The following is a 20,940-nucleotide window of genomic DNA, read 5'->3' as shown; positions in this document are numbered from 1 at the left end:
GTAAGTAAAATGAACAACACAGATTTGAAAGAAGCAAAAAAAGCACAGCGGAAGGAGACAGGAAAGAGGATGGCCGCCCTTTCCCATGAATACATGGAAGATGCCAGCAGTCAGATCGCCGCTGCCTTGATGAAAACAAAGGAATACATGGAAGCGGATACGATTTTCTGCTACATGAATTTCGGCAAGGAAGTAGTTACTTCCGGAATTATTGAGGATGCCCTCAGAAGAGGAAAGAAAGTGTGCATCCCTCTTTGCCATGGAAAAGGTGTGATGGACGCCAGATACTACAACGAGGATACCAAGCTGGTTCCTGGTGCCTACGGTATCATGGAACCTTCTCCAGAGGAACCTGTAGCTCAGCCGGAAGATATTGATCTGGCCATAGTTCCGTGTGTCACCTGCGACAGACAGCTATCCCGTCTGGGCCACGGCGCCGGATACTACGACAGATTCTTTTCTCTTTTCAAAGGGTGCAAGGTAGCTCTCTGCTTTGAGGAAATCCTTGTTGACAAAGTGGTAACGGAGGAACACGACATAACCATGGATAAACTAATCTCCGAGAAATATGTATATGAAAAAGAATACGGAGAGTACAGGCGATGGCGGCCTTAAGACAGTGTAAAATGCCATCGGAATTGTATTTGCGTATTAAATAAAGGAGATAAAAATGAGCGGAAAAATCATGCTTACAGGCGACAGGCCTTCAGGAAAACTTCACATTGGACATTATGTAGGATCTCTTAAGCAGAGAATCGAACTTCAGAACGATCCGGATTTCGACAAGATGTTCATAATGCTGGCTGATATTCAGGCCCTTACAGATAATTTCGACAATCCGGAAAAGGTGAGAGACAGTGTTTTCCAGTGTACACTGGACTACCTTTCTGTAGGAATTGATCCAAAGAAGACAACGATTCTCATTCAGTCGGAGATCCCAGAACTCCACGAGCTGACCATGTTTTTCATGAACCTGGTAACAGTGGCCAGAGTTCAGAGGAACCCGACTGTCAAGAACGAAATTAAATTAAGAGGATTCGAGGCTAACGTGCCAGTAGGATTCTTTACTTATCCAATCAGCCAGGCATCTGACATTACAGGATTTAATGCTACAGTAGTTCCTGTAGGTGAGGACCAGGAACCAATGCTGGAGCAGTGCAGGGAAATAGTAAGAAAATTTAATGCTACATATGGAGCTGAGCTGAACGAGCCGGAAATCTATCTTCCGAAGAACCAGGCAGCTCTCCGCCTTCCGGGAACAGACGGACAGGCTAAGATGTCCAAGTCCCTGGGCAATACCATTTACCTTTCAGATCCGGAAGATGTGCTGAAAACAAAGATCATGGGAATGTATACTGATCCGGAACACCTTAAGGTCAGTGACCCGGGCCATGTAGAAGGAAATACGGTGTTCACATATCTGGATGTGTTCTGCAAGGACGAAGACTTCCAGAAGTACCTGCCTGAATACAAGAACCTGGATGAACTGAAGGACCACTACAGAAGAGGCGGCCTGGGAGACGTAAAGGTCAAGAAGTTCCTCTTCCATGTAATGAATGATTTCCTTACACCAATCAGAGAGAGAAGAGCATACTACGAGGCTCGTCCGGAGCTGGTTGTTCAGATCCTCAAAGAGGGAACTGCAGAGGCAAGAGCCGAAGTACAGAAAGTTCTTCAGTACTGCAAACACTGCATGAAGATCGACTACTTCGAAGCATGGGACGAAAAGTACGGCACAGATAAATAGAAAAATTCTTTTCATTCTTTCTTCACCATTCTTTCTTATTGAAATGGACACCGGTGGTAAAATTCCAGATGGAATGTAAATTACAGTTACCACTGGGGTATATAAGGAGAATTGAAGAAAATATGATCAGAAATGTGATTGGGATGTTCTTCAGCCCGTCGGGGGAGACGGCTAAGATCACCAAGAAGATCACAACTGAATTATCTGAAAGGCTGGATGAGCTTTGCGTGGATCCTGTGGAACACAGCTTTACCGATTTGCTGGTAGATCCGGTTAAAGAGGATCTCCACTTCGATGATGAATCTATTGTAGTCATCGGTATGCCGGTGTACAGCGGGAGAATCCCTGAGGTCTGTTCCAACATGCTGAAGAAGATTCACGGCAGTGACACCCTGGCCATTGTGATAGTAACCTACGGCAACAACACATATGGAGATGCTCTGAGGGAGCTTTATTCCATTGCCTGTGACCAGGAGTTCGGAGTTGTCAGTGCAGGAGCCTTTGTTGCGAAGAATCCTATGTTCACCACTATTGCAGGAGACCGGCCCGATGCCTTTGACCTGCAGCAGATAATAGAGTTTTCAAAGGTTTCCGCAAACAAGATCAGGAGGTTCTGCGGCACTGAGATAAAAGGAATGAAGGCCATGTTGGCGCCCTTAAATGTCAAGGGAGATGTGCCTACCAGGAAACCATCCAGGTATCCGGTTCATCCAGTGGCAAATTCCTTCTGCATTAACTGCGGAAAGTGTTCGGCTATCTGCCCGGTAGGAGCCATTGACCCGTCCAATCCCAGAAAGGTGGACGGCAAGAAGTGCATTTCCTGTTCGGCATGTATTAATGTGTGCCCCCAGGAAGCCAGGTCATATGGAGGTCCTCTGTACGCAGCATCCAGAGTGGCTCTGGAGCGGCTGTACAACAAACGGAAAGATCCGGAATGGTTTATATGATTGCCGGAATTACCAGAATCAGTTGAAAAAAATGTCCCTCACCAGTATTATCAGGCGAGGGATTTTTTATTTAAAAGGAGAATTAACATGTCCAGAAACAAAGAAGAACTGGAAGGAATAACACTGCTGGGAAATAAGGGTACAAAATACGACACAGATTACAACCCGGATCTGCTGGAAGCTTTCGTAAACAAGCACCAGGGAAGAGATTACATGGTTACTTTCAAATGCCCTGAGTTCACCAGCCTCTGCCCTATGACAGGGCAGCCGGATTTCGGAACTATATACATCAACTACATTCCAGATGTGAGAATGGTTGAGAGCAAGTCCCTGAAGCTGTATCTCTTCAGCTTCAGAAACCATGGAGACTTTCACGAAGACTGTGTCAACATCATTCTGAATGACCTGAAAGAACTGATGGATCCTAAATACATTGAAGTGAGAGGAGACTTCAATCCAAGAGGGGGTATCAGCATATTCCCATTTGCAGCCTGGGGAAGACCAGGAACCGACTATGAAAAGAGGGCTCAGGAAAGGATCTTCAGCCAGCTGGACAGAGCCGGCAGATAATCTGACGGCCTGTTGACCGGGCAATCAGGACAGGGGAGAGAAGATAGTTAACGGGGGATTACTTTAGAGACAGAGGAGAAACAAATGAGCGATTTTAAAGATAAAGCACTTGTTCTGAGCAGCGGAGGAGTGGACAGCACTACATGCGTGGCCATGGCGGTGGAGAGATTCGGAAGTGAAAATGTTTCCACCGTGTCTGTCTATTACGGTCAGAAGCACAGCAAGGAACTGGCGTGCGCCAAAGCTGTTGCAGACTATTACCATGTAAAACACTATGAAATGGACCTGTCTCCAGTTATGGCGTACAGCGACTGCTCTCTTCTGGAACATAGTGACAAGGAAATAGAACACAGCAGTTATGCAGAACAGCTGGAGGAAAAAGGTGGACAGGGAATAGTAGATACCTATGTGCCTTTCAGAAACGGCCTCATGATGTCTTCAGCAGCCGCCCTGGCTATGTCTCTCTATCCTGAGGACAAAGTCCACATCTACCTTGGGGCCCATGCAGACGATGCAGCAGGAAACGCCTATCCTGACTGCAGCAGGGACTTCACAGATACTATGGGGAGAGCCATTGAACTTGGAACAGGCGGCCATGTGGTGGTGGAGGCTCCCCTGGTGAAATGGAACAAGGCTGGAGTGGTAAAGGAAGGATTGAGATTCAATGCCCCTTACGAATTGACATGGAGCTGTTATGAAGGAGGCAGCAAGGCCTGTGGAAAATGTGCCACATGTATTGACCGGCTGGAGGCCTTCAGAGCCAACGGAGTGGAAGACCCTATAGAATACCAGGAATAATTTTTACAGAAAACATAAGGAGCGGATAAAAAATGTACAGAGTTAAGAAGAGGCTGGAAGTAAGTGCTGCCCATCAGCTGAAACTGGACTATCCCAGCAAGTGCACGCAGCTTCACGGCCACAACTGGATAATAGATGTATATCTTGAGTCGGAAACCTTGGACAGTAACGGAATGGTCCTTGATTTTACAAAGATAAAGGAGCTGGTTAAGGATAAGCTGGACCACAAGATCCTCAACGATGTGCTGGACTTCAACCCTACTGCCGAGAACATCGCTTACTGGATCTGCAGCCAGTTCCCATGCTGTTACAGGGTAGATGTGCAGGAAAGCGAAAACAATGTGGCCTCATACATTAAGGACCAGAAGTAATTGGCGGGTAAAAGGATGAGAGTAAACGAGATTTTTTACAGCATTGATGGTGAAGGGCTGAGAGCCGGGGCACTGGCTGTGTTTATCAGGCTTGCGGGATGCAATCTGAGATGCAGCTACTGCGATACTTCATACGCATGGGAAGAGGACGCCGGACAGGATATGACTATCCGGGAGATCCTGGAATACATTGAAAGATATGGCTGTGACAGAATAACTCTTACAGGAGGAGAGCCTCTGAGGAGCCGCGAAGGAATGGACCTGACCAGGGCTCTGGTGGAAGAAGGCTACGAGGTTAATATTGAGACCAACGGATCTGTGGCAGTGGAAGATGTGCTCATCCCGGGAACCATAATCACAATGGATTACAAATGCCCTTCCAGTGGCTGTGAGTCCAGCATGCTTACAGACAACATCGGAATTCTCAGAAAAAGCGATGCCCTGAAGTTTGTGGTAGGCACTGAGGAAGATCTGCATAAGGCCGCTGAGATCATAGAAAAATACAAGCCGGCCTGCCAGTGTTTCCTGAGCCCGGTTTTCGGCGGTATAGAACCGGCGGAGATTGTGGAGTTCATGAAAGACAAGGACATGCACCGGTGCAGGCTTCAGCTCCAGATGCATAAATACATCTGGGATCCGGAGGAAAAGGGAGTATAAATGAAAGAAATAGACGGAGAGAGAATAGAAAAAGCTGTAAAGGAGATTCTGATGGCCCTTGGAGATGATCCGGACAGGGAAGGCCTTGTAGAGACTCCGAAGAGAGTTGCAAACATGTACAAGGAAGTTTTCCGGGGCATGTGCTATTCCAATGAAGAAATAGCGGAGATGTTCAACAAGTGTTTTACGGAAGACACCAACGACCTGGTCCTGATCAAGGACATAGAATGCTTCAGCCACTGCGAACACCATCTGGCGCTGATGTACAACATGACGGTTTCTGTGGCCTACATCCCATCAGGCAAGGTTATCGGCCTTTCCAAGGTGGCAAGAATTGCTGACATGGTGTGCAAGCGGCTCCAGCTTCAGGAGAGAATAGGAAATGACATTGCAGACATTCTCACCATGATACTGGGAACAGAAGATGTGGCTGTATTTGTGAAGGCAGAACATTCCTGCATGACCGCAAGAGGCATCAGAGCAAGGGGAGCTCGTACTGTGACCCATACCCTGAGAGGAATATTCCAGACAGACAAGGAGCTGCGGGGAGAGATATTTACCATGCTGGACGATTAAGGCTCTGCCCATGGTGGCGGAGGGCCGGCTTCAGGAAAAACCCTGAAGCATTGTATACAATTACTGCGGAATACCGCTGAAAACAAGGGAATAAATGAAGATAAAAGCTGGTGGCTCAAGGCCAGGCTTTGGGAGGACCCGTACTGCGGGCCCTCTTTTTACGTGGAAAAAGGCTGGCCAACCCCTGTAAATAAGCGGCAAGAAGCCTGTTTTTGAATGATTGTCCAAATATGACCGCAAAACATTGTATGTAATGCAAAGAGTATATTGACAGAAACAAGATTGCGTTTTAGAATACCGATATACAATTTCTAAGGAAAAACGGAGGTGCGTTTTGAGCGAGATTAGTCTTAACAAGAGAACAAACCTGCTTGAACAGGACCCATATAATTATCAGCTGCAGGATGTGGAAGAACCAAACCTTCTTAGAGATTTTTTTGAATACACAGAGGTGCCGAAGGTTTCTTTCAACTTCAGGCGCACACCTTTGGGAATGCCCGAGAATATCTGGATCACAGATACTACATTCAGAGATGGTCAGCAGAGCAGGGCGCCTTTTACCGTAGATCAGATTGTGGATATATACAAGATGATGTCCGCCCTTTCCGGACCAAATGGAATTCTGAGGCAGACTGAATTTTTTGTATACAGCGAGAAGGACCGGGAAGCAGTAGAAAGATGCATGGACCTGGGACTGAAATTTCCGGAAGTAACTACCTGGATCAGGGCTAAGAAGGAAGACTTCAAGCTGGTTCACGATATTGGAGTAAAGGAAACAGGAATACTGGTAAGCTGTTCAGACTACCATATTTTCAAGAAGCTGGGAATGAACCGCCGCCAGGCCATGGAACATTACCTCAGCGTCATCAGCGATGCATTTGAGGCCGGAGTAGTTCCGAGATGCCACCTGGAAGACATTACAAGGGCAGATTTCTACGGCTTCGTTGTGCCATTTGTAAAAGAAATCATGAATATGTCCAAGGAAGCGGGTATGCCGGTAAGAATCAGGGCCTGTGATACTCTGGGATACGGAATCCCTTACGGCGGCGTGGCAATGCCGAGATCCGTATCCGGAATTGTTTACGGACTTCAGCACTATGCAGGAGTTCCAAGCGAAATGCTGGAGTGGCACGGACACAACGATTTTTACAAGGCCGTAACTAACGCAGCAACAGCCTGGCTTTACGGAGCATCAGCTGTCAACTGTACGTTGTTCGGAATTGGGGAGAGAACTGGAAATGTGCCTCTGGAGGCCATGGTGTTCGAGTATGCTCAGCTCAGAGGAACCCTGGACGGAATGGATACTACAGTTATCACAGATATGGCCCGGTACTTCGAGAACAAAATCGGATACAGGATTCCTGATCAGACCCCGTTTGTAGGAAGAAACTTCAACGTAACCAAGGCAGGCATTCACGCAGACGGACTCATGAAGGATGAGGAAATATACAATATCTTCGATACGGCCAAGTTCCTGAACAGACCGCCGAGGGTGTCTATCAACCAGAGCTCTGGTGCTGCAGGCATTGCTTTGTGGATCAACGAGGACTACGGCCTGGCTGAAGAACACAAGGTTGATAAACACAGTCCGGTAGTAGCCTACGTAAAGAAGTGGGTTGACCAGCAGTACGCCGGAGGAAGAGTTTCCGGCATCGGCGCCGACGAGCTTCATAAGCTGATTCACAAGTTCATTACAGAAGACACAGGAAATGGCGCGCTGTAGTCATGTCTGAAGCGGGAATTGAAGAATACAAACAGATATACACATAAGGAAAGGGACAAAATGGGAAAGACCATTGCTGAGAAAATAATACAAGAGCACCTGGTGTCAGGAGAAATGGTGACAGGAGAGGACATTGGACTCCACATAGACCAGACTCTCACCCAGGATGCTACTGGAACTATGGCTTACATTGAATTTGAAGCTATGGGCATAGACCAGGTGAAGACAGAGCTGTCAGTAGCCTATATAGACCACAACACTCTCCAGTCAGGGTTTATGAACGCAGACGACCACCGTTACATTCAGTCAGTTGCTGCCAAGCACGGGATTCGTTTTTCCAGACCTGGAAACGGCATCTGCCACCAGGTTCACTATGAGAGATTCGGAATCCCGGGAAAGACCCTGATCGGTTCTGATTCCCACACTCCTACAGGCGGCGGCCTGGGAATGCTGGCAATGGGAGCCGGCGGAATGGACGTGGCAGTAGCAATGGGCGGCGGAGAATACCACATCCCTATGCCGAGAATGATCAAGGTTGAACTTAAGGGAAAGCTGAGACCTTACGTTTCAGGGAAAGATATTATTCTGAAGGTCCTGGAGATTCTCTCCGTAAAAGGAGGGGTTGGTGCCATCGTTGAGTACGGCGGTGAGGGAGTGAAGTCTCTGTCCGTACCTGAGAGATGTACTATTACCAACATGGGCGCAGAACTGGGCGCAACCACATCAATTTTTCCATCAGACGAAGTAACAAGAGCCTTTCTGAAGGCCCAGGGCAGAGAAAGTGACTACAGACCTCTGGCCAGCGATCCGGATGCAGAATATGCTGAGACCTACACCGTAGATCTCAGCCAGCTGGAGCCTCTGGCAGCTTGTCCCCACAGCCCGGACAACGTAAAGCCGGTCAAGGAACTTAAGGGCATGAAGATTGATCAGATTTGCATTGGCTCCTGCACAAACTCATCTCTTGCAGACATGCTGAAGGTGGCAAACATCCTGAAGGGGCACAAGGTGGCCGACAATGTGAGCCTTTCCATCTCTCCGGGATCCAGGCAGGTATATTCCATGCTGGCAGAGACCGGAGCCCTGACAGTGTTGATCGACAGTGGGGCCAGAATCCTGGAGTGCGCTTGCGGACCTTGCATAGGAATGGGATTTTCTCCTAATTCGGAGGGCGTGAGCCTGAGAACCTTCAACAGAAACTTCCTGGGCCGGTCAGGAACCAAGGATGCAAAAGTGTATCTGGTAAGTCCCGAGACTGCGGCAGCCTCTGCTGTGGCAGGTGTGTTCACAGATCCGTCAGATCTTGCAGATGAGAAAATTGAAGAGACCTTCGATGTTACTATGCCTGAACACTTCAGGATAAACGACAGCGGCATTATCATGCCACTTCCGCCGGAAAAGGCTGCTGAGGCAGAGGTGCTGAAAGGACCTAACATCAAGGCTTTCCCTGAAACAAGACCTCTTGAGGATAACATTGACGCTCAGCTGGTGTTGAAGGTGGGAGATAATATCACTACAGACCACATTATGCCAGCAGGATCCAGAGTTCTGCCTTACAGATCCAACATTCCGAAGATGTCTGAGTTCTGCTTTGAGGTAGTTGATGATAAGTTCCCGGAGAGGGCCAGAAAGGCAGGAAAGGGCATTATCGTAGGAGGATCCAATTACGGTCAGGGTTCATCCAGAGAGCATGCAGCACTGGTTCCACTGTATCTGGGAATCAGAGCAGTTGTGGTAAAGAGCTTTGCCAGAATACACAAGGCAAACCTGGTAAACGCCGGCATTCTGCCTCTGACTTTCAGGAATCCTGAAGACTACAATCTCCTGGAGCAGGGAATGGAGCTTAAGCTCAGCAATGTCCACCAGGGACTCCATGAGAACAAGATCATGCTTCAGGCTGGAGATAAGGAGATTCCACTGGATGTGGATCTTTCTGACAGGCAGAAAGACATGCTCATGGCAGGAGGACTGCTGGATTACACAAAGAAAAACAGCCTGAACTAAGGAAGATATCAGGAAAAAATATAAAGGAAAACGGGGAGCCTGCTGGAGAGATGCAGGAAGCAGGGATAAGTAAAAGATGGAAAACAGAGATATCAGGGAACAGGAAATAATGGATGCGGTATCGGCCTTCGAGATGATGCTGAGAGAGCAGATAAACCGCAACGAAAAAATGAGAAAAGGCCGGAAGGAATCACCGGCGGACACGGGTCTCCATGAGGGTAAAAAAATCATTGGTATTGCAGCCGGTGACGGAATAGGTCCCGTAATAATGAGGGAAACAAGAAAGGTGCTGGAGAAGCTTCTGAAGCAGGAGCTGGCAGCCGGATCTGTGGAATTCCGCGACATTCAGGGCTTCACCCTGGAGAACAGGCTTGCCTGCGGTGAGACGGTTCCAGAAGAAGTGCTGGAAGAAATGAGAAAGTGCCACGTGCTTCTCAAAGGCCCTACAACCACCCCAAACGCAGCTATGAACACAAAGAACCTGGAAAGCGCCAACGTTTTTCTCAGGAGAACCTTCGACCTTTACGCCAACGTGCGGCCAGTATCCATTCCTGAGGAAGGAATTGACTGGACCTTCTTCAGGGAAAACACCGAGGGAGAGTACGCCCTGGGAAGCAGAGGAGTAGCGGTAAATGACTGCCTGAGCGTGGACTTTAAAGTTACAACATACGAAGGCACGAGAAGAATCGCCAAGGCGGCCTTCGATTTTGCCAGGAATAATGGAAAAAAGAAGGTCTCTATTGTTACTAAGGCGAATATTCTGAAGAAAACCGACGGATCCTTCCTGGAGATCGCCCGTGATGTGGCAAAGGACTATCCGGAGATAGAAACAGATTCCTGGTTTGTGGACATCATGGCTGCAAACCTGGTGAACAAGGACATTCGCGGGGATTTTCAGGTGTTCCTTCTTCCAAATCTGTACGGTGATATTATTACTGACGAGGCAGCCCAGATCCAGGGAGGCGTAGGCACTGCAGGAAGTGCAAACATTGGAAGTGATTACGCAGTATTTGAAGCTATACACGGAAGCGCTCCCAGAATGGTAGAGCAGGGAATAGAAGAGTATGCAAACCCTGCAAGCCTGATGAAGGCGGCCTCCATGATGCTGGCTCATATTGGATTTACCGAGAAGGCAGAAAGGCTGGAAAAAGCCTTGTCCGCAGCTGATGAAGCCATGGGGCCATCAATGACAGGCCTGCCAGGCGGAGGAAAATGCATTGACTTTGCTTCATGTGTAATGCAGAATCTATAATGCTGATGAAATAGCATGAGTATTAAAGCCAGCACGTCAGTGCTGGCTTTCTGTATGAATGATGATTGCATGAATAATGAGCACGGGAGATGTAAATGGCCGGAAATCTGATAATTTGTTTCAATGCTGTGTTGCCGCTGATGATTTATCTGGTAATCGGAGGGCTGATCAGAAAATTCAATATACTGTCAGAGAAGGAAGTAAAGAGCGTGAACCGAATGATCTTCGTGGTTCTTTTTCCGGCACTGATGTTCGAAAATCTATATTCTGCCAATATTCGCCAGGCCTTCGACCTGCGCCTTGAATTTTACGGAATAGCCTTCCTGATGATCATGTACGGACTCACATCAGTCTTTGTGAGAAAAATCGAGAAGAGCCCAAAGACCAGAGGCGCCATGATTCAGGCCATGTACCGCAGTAACTTCGTGATAATGGGCCTGCCCATAACCATCAATATTTTTGGAAAAGGAAAGGCTGCGGCCACGGCTGCTCTCATAATGATAATAGTTCCCCTCTTTAATGTGCTGGCAGTCATTACACTGGAGTACTACAGAGGAGGGAAAACTACGGTAAGGAGCCTGGTGGTCCGGATCTTGAAAAATCCCATTATTCTCGGGGCCATCGCTGCCATTGTCTGCCTCCTTCTGGGAATAAAGATTCCGGCAACAGTAAACGGCGTGATTTCATCAATGTCAGAGACCTGCTCGGTAATGGCCATGATAATCCTTGGTGCATCTTTTAATCCGGTGGGAGTGACCAGAGGAAAGAGGAACCTGATTATCACCATTGTTGTAAGGCTGCTGGTATATCCGGCAATAGGCCTTTCTGTAGCGGCTGCCCTGGGCTTCAGAGGACCGGCCTTCATCGCCCTCCTGGCTATGATGGCAGCTCCCCCTGCAGTTTCATCCTTCACCATGGCCCAGGCCATGGACAGTGATGACGAGCTGGCAGGTAATGCGGTGATTATCGCAACTCCTCTGTCGTGCCTCACTCTTTTTATGTGGCTTTTTATTTTCAAAACCATGGGAATGTTCTGATATCTTTCTATAAATTCAATACACAGATAAACATGAGGCGGCCGAACGGGGGCCGCCTTTTATGATATAATTGTTCGCGAAAAACCGGATTTTCTGAGTAATATCCACTGTAATGTCCTTTGCCGGCGGCAGAGGCGGAAGGGAAACATTGAAGAGTTTAACCGGTGGTGATAGATTAAGAATGAAATTTTCAGTAAGCTGACACAGGAACGGAGGGTAAACAGCCGTTCCTTTTTTACCTTAAATGGGACAGGAGGTAATTCTATGAAGAAAGTTGCAGTGATAATGGGCAGCGACAGCGATCTCCCTGTAGTTGAGAAGGGAATAACAGAGCTTAAGAAGTACGGTGTTCCTGTGGAGGTTCACGTTTTCTCGGCTCACAGAACACCTGAGGAGGCCCTGACCTTTGCAAAGAGTGCGGAAGAGAATGGCTTTGGGGTAATCATCTCGGCAGCCGGAAAAGCAGCTCACCTGGGAGGTGTGATTGCGGCAAACACCGTTCTTCCAGTAATCGGAGTGCCGATCAAGGCATCAGCCCTGGAGGGCATGGATGCTCTCCTTTCTACAGTTCAGATGCCTCCGGGGATTCCGGTAGCCAGTGTGGCAATTGATGGAGCAAAGAACGCTGCCATTCTTGCTGTAGAGATTCTGGCAACAGGAGATGAAGAACTGAGGAAGAAGCTCTGGGAGGAGAGACGGAAGGCCCATGATTCAGTTCTGGAGAAGGACAAGGCTGTAAGCGCCAGGTTTGAAGACTAGCACACAGGACATTGGTGAAAGCTGACTTATGAAGACAGGAGAAAATCAGGGAAATGAACGGACTTAGGGAAGAATGCGGAGTTTTCGGACTCTGGTCACCGCACAGATTCGAGGTGGCCCGCACAGTGTATTACGGACTGTTTTCACTGCAGCACAGAGGACAGGAAAGCTGCGGAATCGTAGTAAATGACGACGGAGTTTTCAGTGAATACAAGGACCTGGGAATAGTCAACGACGTATTCACTAACGAGAGACTTGACGCATTGGGAGAAGGAAGCATTGCAGTTGGCCATACCAGATATGGAACAACAGGCCAGACAGACAGAAACAACGCTCAGCCAATTGTGGTCAATCACATAAAGGGCGGAATGGCCCTGGCTCACAACGGAAACATTGTAAATTCCTTTGAGCTGAGACAGGCCCTGGAGCTTCAGGGATCTATTTTCCAGACTACCAGTGACACAGAGGTTATCGCATATCTGATCACAAAGGAAAGACTTACATCAGAGTCTATTCAGGAAGCCATCAACTCTGCTATGAACAAGATCAGAGGAGCCTATTCTCTGGTCATCATGTCACCGGCAAAGCTTATTGCCGTAAGGGATCCCCACGGCATCAGACCTCTCTGCTACGGAGTTACAGAGGACGGCACATATGTAGTTGCCTCTGAAAGCTGCGCCCTGGATGCAGTTTCAGCAAAATTCGTAAGAGACGTGGATCCGGGAGAAATTCTTGTTTTCTCCAGAGACGGAATAGAGAGCATCAGAGATCACTGCGGCAGCACTGACCGCAACGTCTGCATCTTTGAGTACATTTATTTTGCAAGACCTGACTCTGTTATTGACGGCGTAAGCGTTCACAGCGCAAGAGTTAATGCAGGAAAGGCCCTGGCTCAGGACTGGCCGGTAGATGCGGACGTAGTAATCGGCGTGCCTGATTCCGGCCTGGATGCAGCTCTCGGATATGCCTATCAGTCCGGAATCCCTTATGCCATGGGATTCATAAAGAATAAATACATTGGACGGACCTTCATAGCGCCGGGACAGAAACAGAGAGAGCGCATGGTGGACATTAAGCTGAATGTAATAAAAGACGAGGTCAAAGGCAAAAGAGTAGTGCTCATAGACGACTCTGTAGTTAGAGGAACTACTTCCAAAAACATAGTACAGAAGCTGAGAGACGCCGGCGCAAAGGAAGTTCATCTGAGACTTACAGCACCAGAATTCATCGACGCATGTTATTACGGCACAGATATTCCTGACAGCAAGAACCTGCTGGCGGCAAACCATTCTCTGGAGGAGATGAAGGAGATTATCGGATGCGACAGCCTGGGATTCTTGAAAAAGGAAAGGCTTAGAGAGATGATCGGCGAGAAGGAGGCCAGGGGCTACTGCAGCGCCTGCTTCGGCGACGGTTATCCGGCAGGGCGGCCTCAGACCAACGGAAAATACAGATTCGAGCGGAAGCTCAGCGACAAAGATGAGTAATTGCTGAAGAGCCAGTCAAGGAGGAAGACAGACAATGAAGAGCCAGAGCGAAAGCTATAAGGAGGCAGGAGTAGATATTACCAGCGGATACAGAGCCGTTGAGCTGATGAAGGAACACGTGGCAAAGACCATGGTGTTCGGCAACACCGCACCTGTTGGGGGATTCGGTGGACTTTTTCAGCCTGACCTTACAGGAATGGAGGAGCCGGTGCTGGTAAGCGGAACTGACGGAGTAGGCACAAAGCTGAAGCTGGCCTTCCTTCAGGACCGTCACGATACTGTTGGCATTGACTGCGTTGCAATGTGCGTCAACGACATTCTGTGCGTGGGAGCAAAACCCCTTTTCTTCCTGGATTACATTGCCTGCGGCAAGAACGTTCCTGAGAAGATTGCTGATATCGTCAAAGGCGTGGCAGATGGCTGCGTTCAGTCTGAGTGCAGCCTTATTGGAGGAGAGACTGCGGAGATGCCGGGGTTCTATCCAGAGGACGAGTACGACCTTGCAGGATTTGCTGTGGGTATCGTGGACAAGAAGAAGGTCATCGACAGAAACTCCGTTAAAGAGGGAGATGTGATTATCGGCATTGCCAGTTCAGGAATCCACTCCAACGGATATTCTCTGGTAAGAAAGGTGTTCGACGTTGAGAACCAGGATCTGACGGTGAAACCGGAAGAGCTGGGAGGTAAGACTCTGGGAGAGGTTCTTCTCACACCTACCAAGATCTACGTAAAGCCTATGCTGGCCCTCTTCAAGGAAATCCAGCCACATGGTGTAATGCATATTACCGGCGGCGGTTTCTATGAGAATATTCCACGTGGACTGCCTGAAGGATTCAGCGCAAAGATCAGCAAAGACAGCCTGGAGGTTCCGGCTGTTTTCAAGATGCTCATGGAAAAAGGCGGAATTCCTGAGAGAGACATGTTTAACACATACAACATGGGAACAGGAATGACCGTAGTTGTTGATGAGAAAGACGCAGACAGAGCTATTGAGATCATCAACGGCGCCGGTGAAAAGGCAAAGGCCATCGGCCGCATAGTAAAAGGCGGAGAGGGCGTAATCATAACAGGACTGGACGAATAAATGAATAATTCTAGTGAAAATAAAGCCAGGGTGGCAGTCCTCATTTCAGGAGGAGGCACAAACCTTCAGGCAATAATCGACAGATGGCAGGAGGGGAAAATGCCTCACTGCCAGCCTGTTCTGGTAGTTTCTTCCAGAAAAAGCGCCTATGGCCTGGAGAGGGCTGAGAAGGCAGGGATAAAAAACTGCTTCATCGGCAAGGAAGGTTTCGAGGACAAGCTGCTGGCCCTTCTTGAAGAAGAGAAGATAGATATTATCGTACTGGCAGGGTTCCTTAAAGTTCTCAGCAGTGACTTCGTAAGGAGATACCCGGACAGGATCATAAATGTACATCCATCCCTTATTCCTTCCTTCTGCGGCGACGGGTTCTATGGACTTAAGGTCCACGAGGCAGCCCTTGCCAGAGGAGTGAAGGTTTCAGGAGCAACGGTCCATTATGTTAACGAAATTACAGACGGAGGAAGGATAATCGCCCAGAAAGCCGTTCCCGTACTGGAAGGTGACACGCCGGAGACCCTTCAGCGCCGTATAATGGAGGAGGCTGAATGGATCCTTCTGCCTGAAGCCGTCGAGATGACAGCTGAGAGAATCACGGAGAACATGAAATAGAGAATTCTGTAACTGCAGGCCGGAGGCAGAAATCGGCTGCCCCAGACTGCAGGCTTTTGGAGGAGATCATGAAAATTGCAGTAGTAGGAGGTGGCGGAAGAGAGCACGCCATCATCAGAACGCTGAAAAAAAGCAGGAATGCAGATGTGATATACGCACTGCCTGGCAATGGGGGAATTGCCGGCGATGCCATATGCGTGGGAATAGGCGCCACTGAGCTTGACCAGATTGTGGAATTTGCAGTAGAAAAGGCTGTTGACTACGTAGTTGTAGCTCCTGACGACCCCCTTGCCATGGGGCTGGTGGACCTGCTGGAAGCCAGAGGAATACCTGCCTTCGGGCCGGAATCAAAGGCTGCCATCATTGAGGCCAGCAAAGCCTGGTCCAAGGACATGATGAAGCGATACGGAATACCAACTGCAGATTATCGGACCTTTGATGATCCGGAGAAGGCTCTGGAATACCTTAAGACAGCAGAGCTTCCCATTGTTATCAAGGCTGACGGACTGGCGCTGGGAAAGGGCGTCATAATCGCTGCCACAAGAGAAGAAGCTGAAGCCGGCATCCGTTCCATTATGGAGGAAAAAAAGTTCGGTAAAAGCGGAGATGTGGTGGTCATCGAAGAATTCCTTACAGGCCCGGAAGTCAGCGTCCTCGCCTTCACTGACGGCAAGGTAATACGGCCAATGGTCTCGTCTATGGACCACAAGAGAGCCGGAGATGGAGACACAGGCCTGAACACTGGAGGCATGGGCACTGTGGCACCTAACCCTTTCTACACAGATGAGATTGCAGAAGAGTGCATGAAGAAAATCTTCCTGCCTACAGTGGAAGCCATGAACAATGAGGGAAGAACCTTCAGAGGATGCCTGTACTTCGGACTGATGCTCACGGAAAAAGGCCCGAAGGTCATCGAGTACAACAGCCGCTTCGGCGATCCTGAAACCCAGGTGGTTCTCCCCCTCCTTGAAGGAGATCTGCTGGAGATCATGATGGCCTGCACAAATGGAACCCTGGCTGACGTGGATTTTCACTTCAGAGACGAAAGCGCCTGCTGCGTAGTGGCAGCATCAGGAGGATACCCGGTTTCTTACAAAAAAGGATATCCCGTTACCCTGCCTGAAGACAGGGAAGGAATTTTCATAGCCGGAACAAAGCTCCAGGACGGGGTTCAGGTGACCAGCGGAGGAAGAGTTCTGGGAGTTACAGAAACTGCACCTACATTGAAGGAAGCCGTAGACAAGGCCTATGAAACCATCAGGAAGGTCAGCTTCCAGGATATGTATTACAGGAAGGATATTGGTGCCAGAGCGTTGAAGGCACTGGAAAAATAAAGTCCGCCTCTGTGCAGGTTCCCGGCAGTGGCCGTGGCAGCAGGAGACGCGGAAGTCCATTGGATTTAGATTAGTGAGGTGAACATGGTCAGAGTACTTTATGTAGAAAAGAAACCGGAATTTGCCAGCAAGTCAGAGGAACTGCTGAAAGAAATTCAGGAAGTACTTCAGATCTCAGGAGTTGAGCGGGTCAGGATCCTGAACAGGTATCTGGTGGAAGATCTGTCAGATGAGGCTTTTCAGGAGGCAGAGAACACCATATTCTCAGAACCCCCAGTAGATCTGGTATACGACAGCCTGGACCCAGGAGAAGGCCGGGTTATTGCAGTGGAGTACCTTCCAGGTCAGTTTGACCAGAGGGCAAGCTCCGCAGAGGAGTGCCTGCGCTTCATTGCAGCTGATGAGAAACCATCTGTAAAATCAGCTGTTATCTACGTAATCTACGGTGATATTACAGAAGAAGAGGAAGGCAAGATCAAGAGCCACCTCATAAACCCGGTAGAGGCAAGAGAAGCATCGCTGGAGATTCCTGAAACATTGAAGACAGTATATCCAGAGCCGGAAAAAGTTGCTGTGCTCTTCGGATTCACTAAATATGATGAGAAAAAACTGGAGACATTCCGTCAGGACAAGGGCCTGGCAATGGATCTTGCAGATCTTGTAATGTGCAGAGACTATTTCAAGTCGGTGGACAGAGATCCTACCATTGCTGAAATCAAGGTCATCGACACATACTGGTCAGATCACTGCCGTCACACCACTTTCAACACAACCATTCGTGATGTGACCTTCAAAGATCCTGTAATCAACCAGACCTTCCGCGACTACCTGGACAAGAGGAAGGAGCTGGGAGTACGGAAGCCTGTAAGCCTGATGAATATCGCCACCCTGGCAGTAAAGGCCCTTCGTGAACAGGGAAAACTGGAACACCTGGTACAGTCAGAAGAAATCAACGCATGTACGGTGGATTTCAAGGCAGATGTTGACGGAGAAGAGCAGGACTGGGTACTCCTCTTCAAAAACGAAACCCATAACCATCCAACAGAAATCGAGCCATTTGGCGGCGCGGCCACATGTATTGGCGGTGCCATCAGAGACCCTCTGTCAGGGAGAAGCTACGTTTACGCTGCAATGAGAGTTACAGGCGCAGGAGACCCTCTGGTGCCTGCATCAGAAACTCGTAAGGGCAAGCTCCCTCAGAGAAAGATTGTCACCACAGCTGCAGCAGGATACAGCTCCTACGGCAATCAGATCGGCCTTACAACAGGACTGGTAGACGAGATTTATCATCCTGGATATGTGGCAAAAAGAATGGAGGTTGGCGCAGTAATCGGCGCCGCTCCTGCAGAAAACATAAGGAGAGAGAGACCAGAACCAGGTGACGTAGTAATTCTTCTGGGAGGACGGACAGGAAGAGATGGAATCGGCGGAGCCACCGGATCATCTAAATCCCACAGTGCTGAGTCTCTGGAAGAGTGCGGCGCAGAAGTCCAGAAAGGAAATGCACCTGAAGAAAGGAAGATCCAGAGGCTGTTCAGAAACCCTGAGGCTTCAAAGCTCATAAAGAGATGTAACGATTTCGGTGCAGGCGGTGTATCAGTAGCCATCGGCGAACTGGCAGACGGTCTGGATATCTGCCTGGATAAGGTGCCTAAGAAATACGACGGCCTTGACGGAACCGAGCTGGCAATCAGTGAGTCTCAGGAAAGAATGGCAGTAGTAGTAGCTCCGGAAGACGCAGAGAAGTTCGAAAAACTGGCAGAATCTGAGAACCTGGAGTCCACAGTTGTGGCTACAGTTACGGAAAAGCCTTACCTGACCATGACCTTCAGAGACCAGAAAATCGTTGACATATCCAGAGAATTCCTGGATACCAACGGAGCAGAAAAACACGAGGATGCAGTAGTTGAAGCATCCCAGGACTACAGCAAGGAAATTCCGCAAGATTTCGGAAGAGGAATGAGGGAGCTGGTTGCAGACCTGAACGTATGCTCCAAGAGAGGCCTGTCAGAAAGGTTCGACTCCACCATCGGCGGAGGCACAGTGCTGATGCCTTTCGGCGGAATCTACCAGAGGACACCGGTTCAGGCCATGGTCCACAAGATTCCTGTTCCAGAAGGGGATACTGACACAGTCTCCCTGATGGCTTACGGATTTAACCCTTATATTTCAGAAAAAAGCCCATATCACGGTGCGTACCTGGCTGTAGTTGAGAGCATCTGCAAACTCCTGGCAGAAGGAGCTGAATACAAGGATGTATATCTCAGTTTCCAGGAGTACTTCGAGAAGCTGGGTGACAATGAAAAAAGCTGGGGCAAGGCGCTGTCAGCGGTCCTTGGTGCCTACAGAGCACAGATGGAACTGGAGGCCGGCGCCATCGGAGGCAAGGATTCTATGAGCGGCACCTTTGAGGACATCCACGTCCCGCCAACATTGATATCCTTCGCAGTAACAACAAGCAAGCTGGATAAAATCCGGTCTTCTGAGTTTAAGGCAAGAGGCCACAGAGTCGTAATTCTTAAACCTGAATACGGACCAGACGGTCTCCCGCTGCCTGAGTCATTAAAGGAAAACTTCGATGCGCTGAAAGATCTCTTTGACCAGGGCCTGGTTGCAGCCTGCAGAACTCCTGGATACGGCGGAGCCGGTGAGGCAGTTTACAAGATGGCCATTGGAAATGGCATCGGCTTCGAATTCGATCCTGGAATCACCAACGAGGAAGTATTCGGATACAATTACGGAAGCTTCATTATAGAGCTGGAGAAGGAAACAGAGCTGGGAGAAAACTTCAGCAACCTGGGAAGAACCACCGGAAAAGCAGCCATCGCAAACCTTCACGAGGTTATCAACCTGGAAGAGCTGGACATGCTTTATGAAGGAAAACTGGAAACTGTTTATCCGTTCAACACAGGAAAATATCCGGTTCCAGTAAGAGAAGTCATTTACAGAACAAGATACCAGGGAGGGGATCACCGTCCAGTTGAAGGAAAGCCAAAATTCCTGATTCCTGTATTCCCTGGAACCAATTGTGAATACGATTCAGCCAGAGCTGTAAGAGGAGCCGGCGGAGATCCTGAAATCTTCGTTATAAACGACCTGGACCCGGAACACCTGAAGAGATCCGTGGAAGAGTTTGCTGAAGCCATAAGAAATTCACAGGCAATCTTCATTCCAGGCGGTTTCTCCGGAGCAGATGAACCAGATGGATCTGGAAAATTCATCACATCCTTCTTCAGAAACAAAGCCATTTCAGAAGAGGTAACCAGGCTCCTGAACGACAGAGGCGGCCTTGTGGCAGGAATCTGCAACGGATTCCAGGCCCTGATTAAACTGGGCCTCCTGCCATACGGAGAGATCGCAGCTCAGACTGAAAACAGCCCGACCCTTACCTTTAACGATATTGGAAGACATCAGTCCAAGCTGGTAAGAACAAGAGTCTGCTCCACAAAATCTCCTTGGCTCAGGAAGGCAGCAGTGGGACAGGTCCTGACAGTTCCTATCTCCCACGGAGAAGGAAAGTTCGTAGCCACAGAGGACGACATCGACTACCTGATCGACAACGGACAGGTTCTGACTCAGTACGTAGACCTGGACAACAACCCGTCAATGGACATTCAGTACAATCCTAACGGATCTGCAATGGCCATCGAAGGAATCCTTTCGCCAGACGGTCACGTTCTTGGAAAAATGGGTCACTCAGAGAGAATTGGACGAGGCCTTTACAAAAACGTTCCGGGTGAGTTTGATCTGAAGCTCTTTGAATCTGCAGTTGAATACTTCAAGGCAGAGTTTTAATAACAGAATACAGTGGACACCGGGGAAGGCAAATCCGCCCTCCCCGGCAATCACTGAAATTTGATTTTCACCAACGCCGCAAGGCAGGAAGCCCCGACTTCTGTAAGTCGTGGGAGGAATGCCCGTTTTAGCGGCGTATTTTCTTTATGTAACATTGTTCTTCGCCAAAATATATAATATAATAATTTTG

At 48.8% G+C, this 20,940-nt stretch carries 18 protein-coding genes; all 18 read left to right on the top strand.

From position 1 onward, the window contains the following. The first annotated feature begins 9 nt into the window (after window positions 1-9). The 18 genes from FYJ66_RS03585 to FYJ66_RS03500 all read left to right on the top strand — a co-directional run bounded on the left by FYJ66_RS03585 (window position 10) and on the right by FYJ66_RS03500 (window position 20,750). Window positions 10-615, top strand: coding sequence for a 5-formyltetrahydrofolate cyclo-ligase (locus FYJ66_RS03585; RefSeq protein WP_154572150.1), 606 nt, complete (start codon window positions 10-12; stop codon window positions 613-615). A 55-nt stretch (window positions 616-670) separates the two neighbouring features. Further along, complete coding sequence (gene trpS / locus FYJ66_RS03580) at window positions 671-1,747, top strand: tryptophan--tRNA ligase (protein WP_154572149.1); 1,077 nt, start codon at window positions 671-673, stop codon at window positions 1,745-1,747. 122 nt (window positions 1,748-1,869) lie between these two features. Then, on the top strand, window positions 1,870-2,694 hold the full coding sequence (locus tag FYJ66_RS03575) for an EFR1 family ferrodoxin (protein WP_206156984.1): 825 nt from the start codon (window positions 1,870-1,872) through the stop codon (window positions 2,692-2,694). Between the two features lie 87 nt (window positions 2,695-2,781). Next, complete coding sequence (gene queF, locus FYJ66_RS03570) at window positions 2,782-3,264, top strand: preQ(1) synthase (protein ID WP_154572147.1); 483 nt, start codon at window positions 2,782-2,784, stop codon at window positions 3,262-3,264. An 84-nt stretch (window positions 3,265-3,348) separates the two neighbouring features. After that, the gene (queC, locus tag FYJ66_RS03565) at window positions 3,349-4,062 is read left to right on the top strand and encodes a 7-cyano-7-deazaguanine synthase QueC (RefSeq protein ID WP_154572146.1); all 714 of its coding nucleotides are present in this window, start codon (window positions 3,349-3,351) and stop codon (window positions 4,060-4,062) included. A gap of 32 nt (window positions 4,063-4,094) precedes the next feature. Beyond that, on the top strand, window positions 4,095-4,433 hold the full coding sequence (gene queD, locus FYJ66_RS03560) for a 6-carboxytetrahydropterin synthase QueD (RefSeq protein ID WP_154572145.1): 339 nt from the start codon (window positions 4,095-4,097) through the stop codon (window positions 4,431-4,433). A gap of 15 nt (window positions 4,434-4,448) precedes the next feature. Next, on the top strand, window positions 4,449-5,090 hold the full coding sequence (gene queE, locus FYJ66_RS03555) for a putative 7-carboxy-7-deazaguanine synthase QueE (RefSeq protein ID WP_154572144.1): 642 nt from the start codon (window positions 4,449-4,451) through the stop codon (window positions 5,088-5,090). Further along, window positions 5,091-5,666: a GTP cyclohydrolase I FolE gene (gene folE / locus FYJ66_RS03550; protein ID WP_154572143.1), complete on the top strand. Its 576-nt coding sequence runs from the start codon at window positions 5,091-5,093 to the stop codon at window positions 5,664-5,666. 334 nt (window positions 5,667-6,000) lie between these two features. Then, a complete protein-coding gene (locus FYJ66_RS03545) occupies window positions 6,001-7,389 on the top strand; it encodes a beta/alpha barrel domain-containing protein (RefSeq protein ID WP_154572142.1) in 1,389 nt (462 codons plus the stop codon). Window positions 7,390-7,449: 60 nt separating this feature from the next. Continuing rightward, window positions 7,450-9,393 carry an aconitate hydratase gene (locus FYJ66_RS03540; RefSeq protein WP_154572141.1) on the top strand — a complete coding sequence of 648 codons (1,944 nt, stop codon included), beginning with the start codon at window positions 7,450-7,452 and terminating at the stop codon, window positions 9,391-9,393. A 76-nt stretch (window positions 9,394-9,469) separates the two neighbouring features. Continuing rightward, complete coding sequence (locus FYJ66_RS03535) at window positions 9,470-10,645, top strand: isocitrate/isopropylmalate family dehydrogenase (RefSeq protein WP_154572140.1); 1,176 nt, start codon at window positions 9,470-9,472, stop codon at window positions 10,643-10,645. A gap of 95 nt (window positions 10,646-10,740) precedes the next feature. Further along, window positions 10,741-11,682 (top strand): AEC family transporter, encoded by a 942-nt coding sequence (locus tag FYJ66_RS03530; RefSeq protein ID WP_154572139.1) that lies wholly within the window; start codon window positions 10,741-10,743, stop codon window positions 11,680-11,682. Window positions 11,683-11,946: 264 nt separating this feature from the next. After that, window positions 11,947-12,441: a 5-(carboxyamino)imidazole ribonucleotide mutase gene (gene purE, locus FYJ66_RS03525; protein WP_154572138.1), complete on the top strand. Its 495-nt coding sequence runs from the start codon at window positions 11,947-11,949 to the stop codon at window positions 12,439-12,441. A gap of 53 nt (window positions 12,442-12,494) precedes the next feature. Next, on the top strand, window positions 12,495-13,928 hold the full coding sequence (gene purF / locus FYJ66_RS03520; RefSeq protein ID WP_154572137.1) for an amidophosphoribosyltransferase: 1,434 nt from the start codon (window positions 12,495-12,497) through the stop codon (window positions 13,926-13,928). Window positions 13,929-13,962: 34 nt separating this feature from the next. Continuing rightward, a complete protein-coding gene (purM, locus tag FYJ66_RS03515; RefSeq protein WP_154572136.1) occupies window positions 13,963-15,012 on the top strand; it encodes a phosphoribosylformylglycinamidine cyclo-ligase in 1,050 nt (349 codons plus the stop codon). Then, window positions 15,013-15,621, top strand: a complete 609-nt coding sequence (gene purN / locus FYJ66_RS03510) for a phosphoribosylglycinamide formyltransferase (RefSeq protein WP_154572135.1) — start codon at window positions 15,013-15,015, stop codon at window positions 15,619-15,621. A gap of 68 nt (window positions 15,622-15,689) precedes the next feature. Next, entirely contained in the window at window positions 15,690-16,955 is a 1,266-nt protein-coding gene (gene purD / locus FYJ66_RS03505; protein WP_154572134.1) for a phosphoribosylamine--glycine ligase, read from the top strand. Window positions 16,956-17,039: 84 nt separating this feature from the next. Further along, window positions 17,040-20,750 carry a phosphoribosylformylglycinamidine synthase gene (locus FYJ66_RS03500; RefSeq protein ID WP_154572133.1) on the top strand — a complete coding sequence of 1,237 codons (3,711 nt, stop codon included), beginning with the start codon at window positions 17,040-17,042 and terminating at the stop codon, window positions 20,748-20,750. The last annotated feature ends 190 nt before the right edge of the window (window positions 20,751-20,940 follow it).

Origin of the sequence: Allobaileyella intestinalis (assembly GCF_009695865.1) — a bacterium.
Classification (GTDB): domain Bacteria; phylum Bacillota; class Clostridia; order Peptostreptococcales; family Anaerovoracaceae; genus Allobaileyella; species Allobaileyella intestinalis.
Note: the sequence above shows the minus strand (reverse complement) of the source record. Positions and strands in the feature narration are given on the sequence as shown.

Coding starts and splice junctions, on each gene's coding strand:
- FYJ66_RS03585 (WP_154572150.1), top strand. CDS start 10: ATGAACAACACAGATTTGAAAGAAGCAAAAAAAGCACAGCGGAAGGAG.
- trpS (WP_154572149.1), top strand. CDS start 671: ATGAGCGGAAAAATCATGCTTACAGGCGACAGGCCTTCAGGAAAACTT.
- FYJ66_RS03575 (WP_206156984.1), top strand. CDS start 1,870: ATGATCAGAAATGTGATTGGGATGTTCTTCAGCCCGTCGGGGGAGACG.
- queF (WP_154572147.1), top strand. CDS start 2,782: ATGTCCAGAAACAAAGAAGAACTGGAAGGAATAACACTGCTGGGAAAT.
- queC (WP_154572146.1), top strand. CDS start 3,349: ATGAGCGATTTTAAAGATAAAGCACTTGTTCTGAGCAGCGGAGGAGTG.
- queD (WP_154572145.1), top strand. CDS start 4,095: ATGTACAGAGTTAAGAAGAGGCTGGAAGTAAGTGCTGCCCATCAGCTG.
- queE (WP_154572144.1), top strand. CDS start 4,449: ATGAGAGTAAACGAGATTTTTTACAGCATTGATGGTGAAGGGCTGAGA.
- folE (WP_154572143.1), top strand. CDS start 5,091: ATGAAAGAAATAGACGGAGAGAGAATAGAAAAAGCTGTAAAGGAGATT.
- FYJ66_RS03540 (WP_154572141.1), top strand. CDS start 7,450: ATGGGAAAGACCATTGCTGAGAAAATAATACAAGAGCACCTGGTGTCA.
- FYJ66_RS03535 (WP_154572140.1), top strand. CDS start 9,470: ATGGAAAACAGAGATATCAGGGAACAGGAAATAATGGATGCGGTATCG.
- FYJ66_RS03530 (WP_154572139.1), top strand. CDS start 10,741: ATGGCCGGAAATCTGATAATTTGTTTCAATGCTGTGTTGCCGCTGATG.
- purE (WP_154572138.1), top strand. CDS start 11,947: ATGAAGAAAGTTGCAGTGATAATGGGCAGCGACAGCGATCTCCCTGTA.
- purF (WP_154572137.1), top strand. CDS start 12,495: ATGAACGGACTTAGGGAAGAATGCGGAGTTTTCGGACTCTGGTCACCG.
- purM (WP_154572136.1), top strand. CDS start 13,963: ATGAAGAGCCAGAGCGAAAGCTATAAGGAGGCAGGAGTAGATATTACC.
- purN (WP_154572135.1), top strand. CDS start 15,013: ATGAATAATTCTAGTGAAAATAAAGCCAGGGTGGCAGTCCTCATTTCA.
- purD (WP_154572134.1), top strand. CDS start 15,690: ATGAAAATTGCAGTAGTAGGAGGTGGCGGAAGAGAGCACGCCATCATC.
- FYJ66_RS03500 (WP_154572133.1), top strand. CDS start 17,040: ATGGTCAGAGTACTTTATGTAGAAAAGAAACCGGAATTTGCCAGCAAG.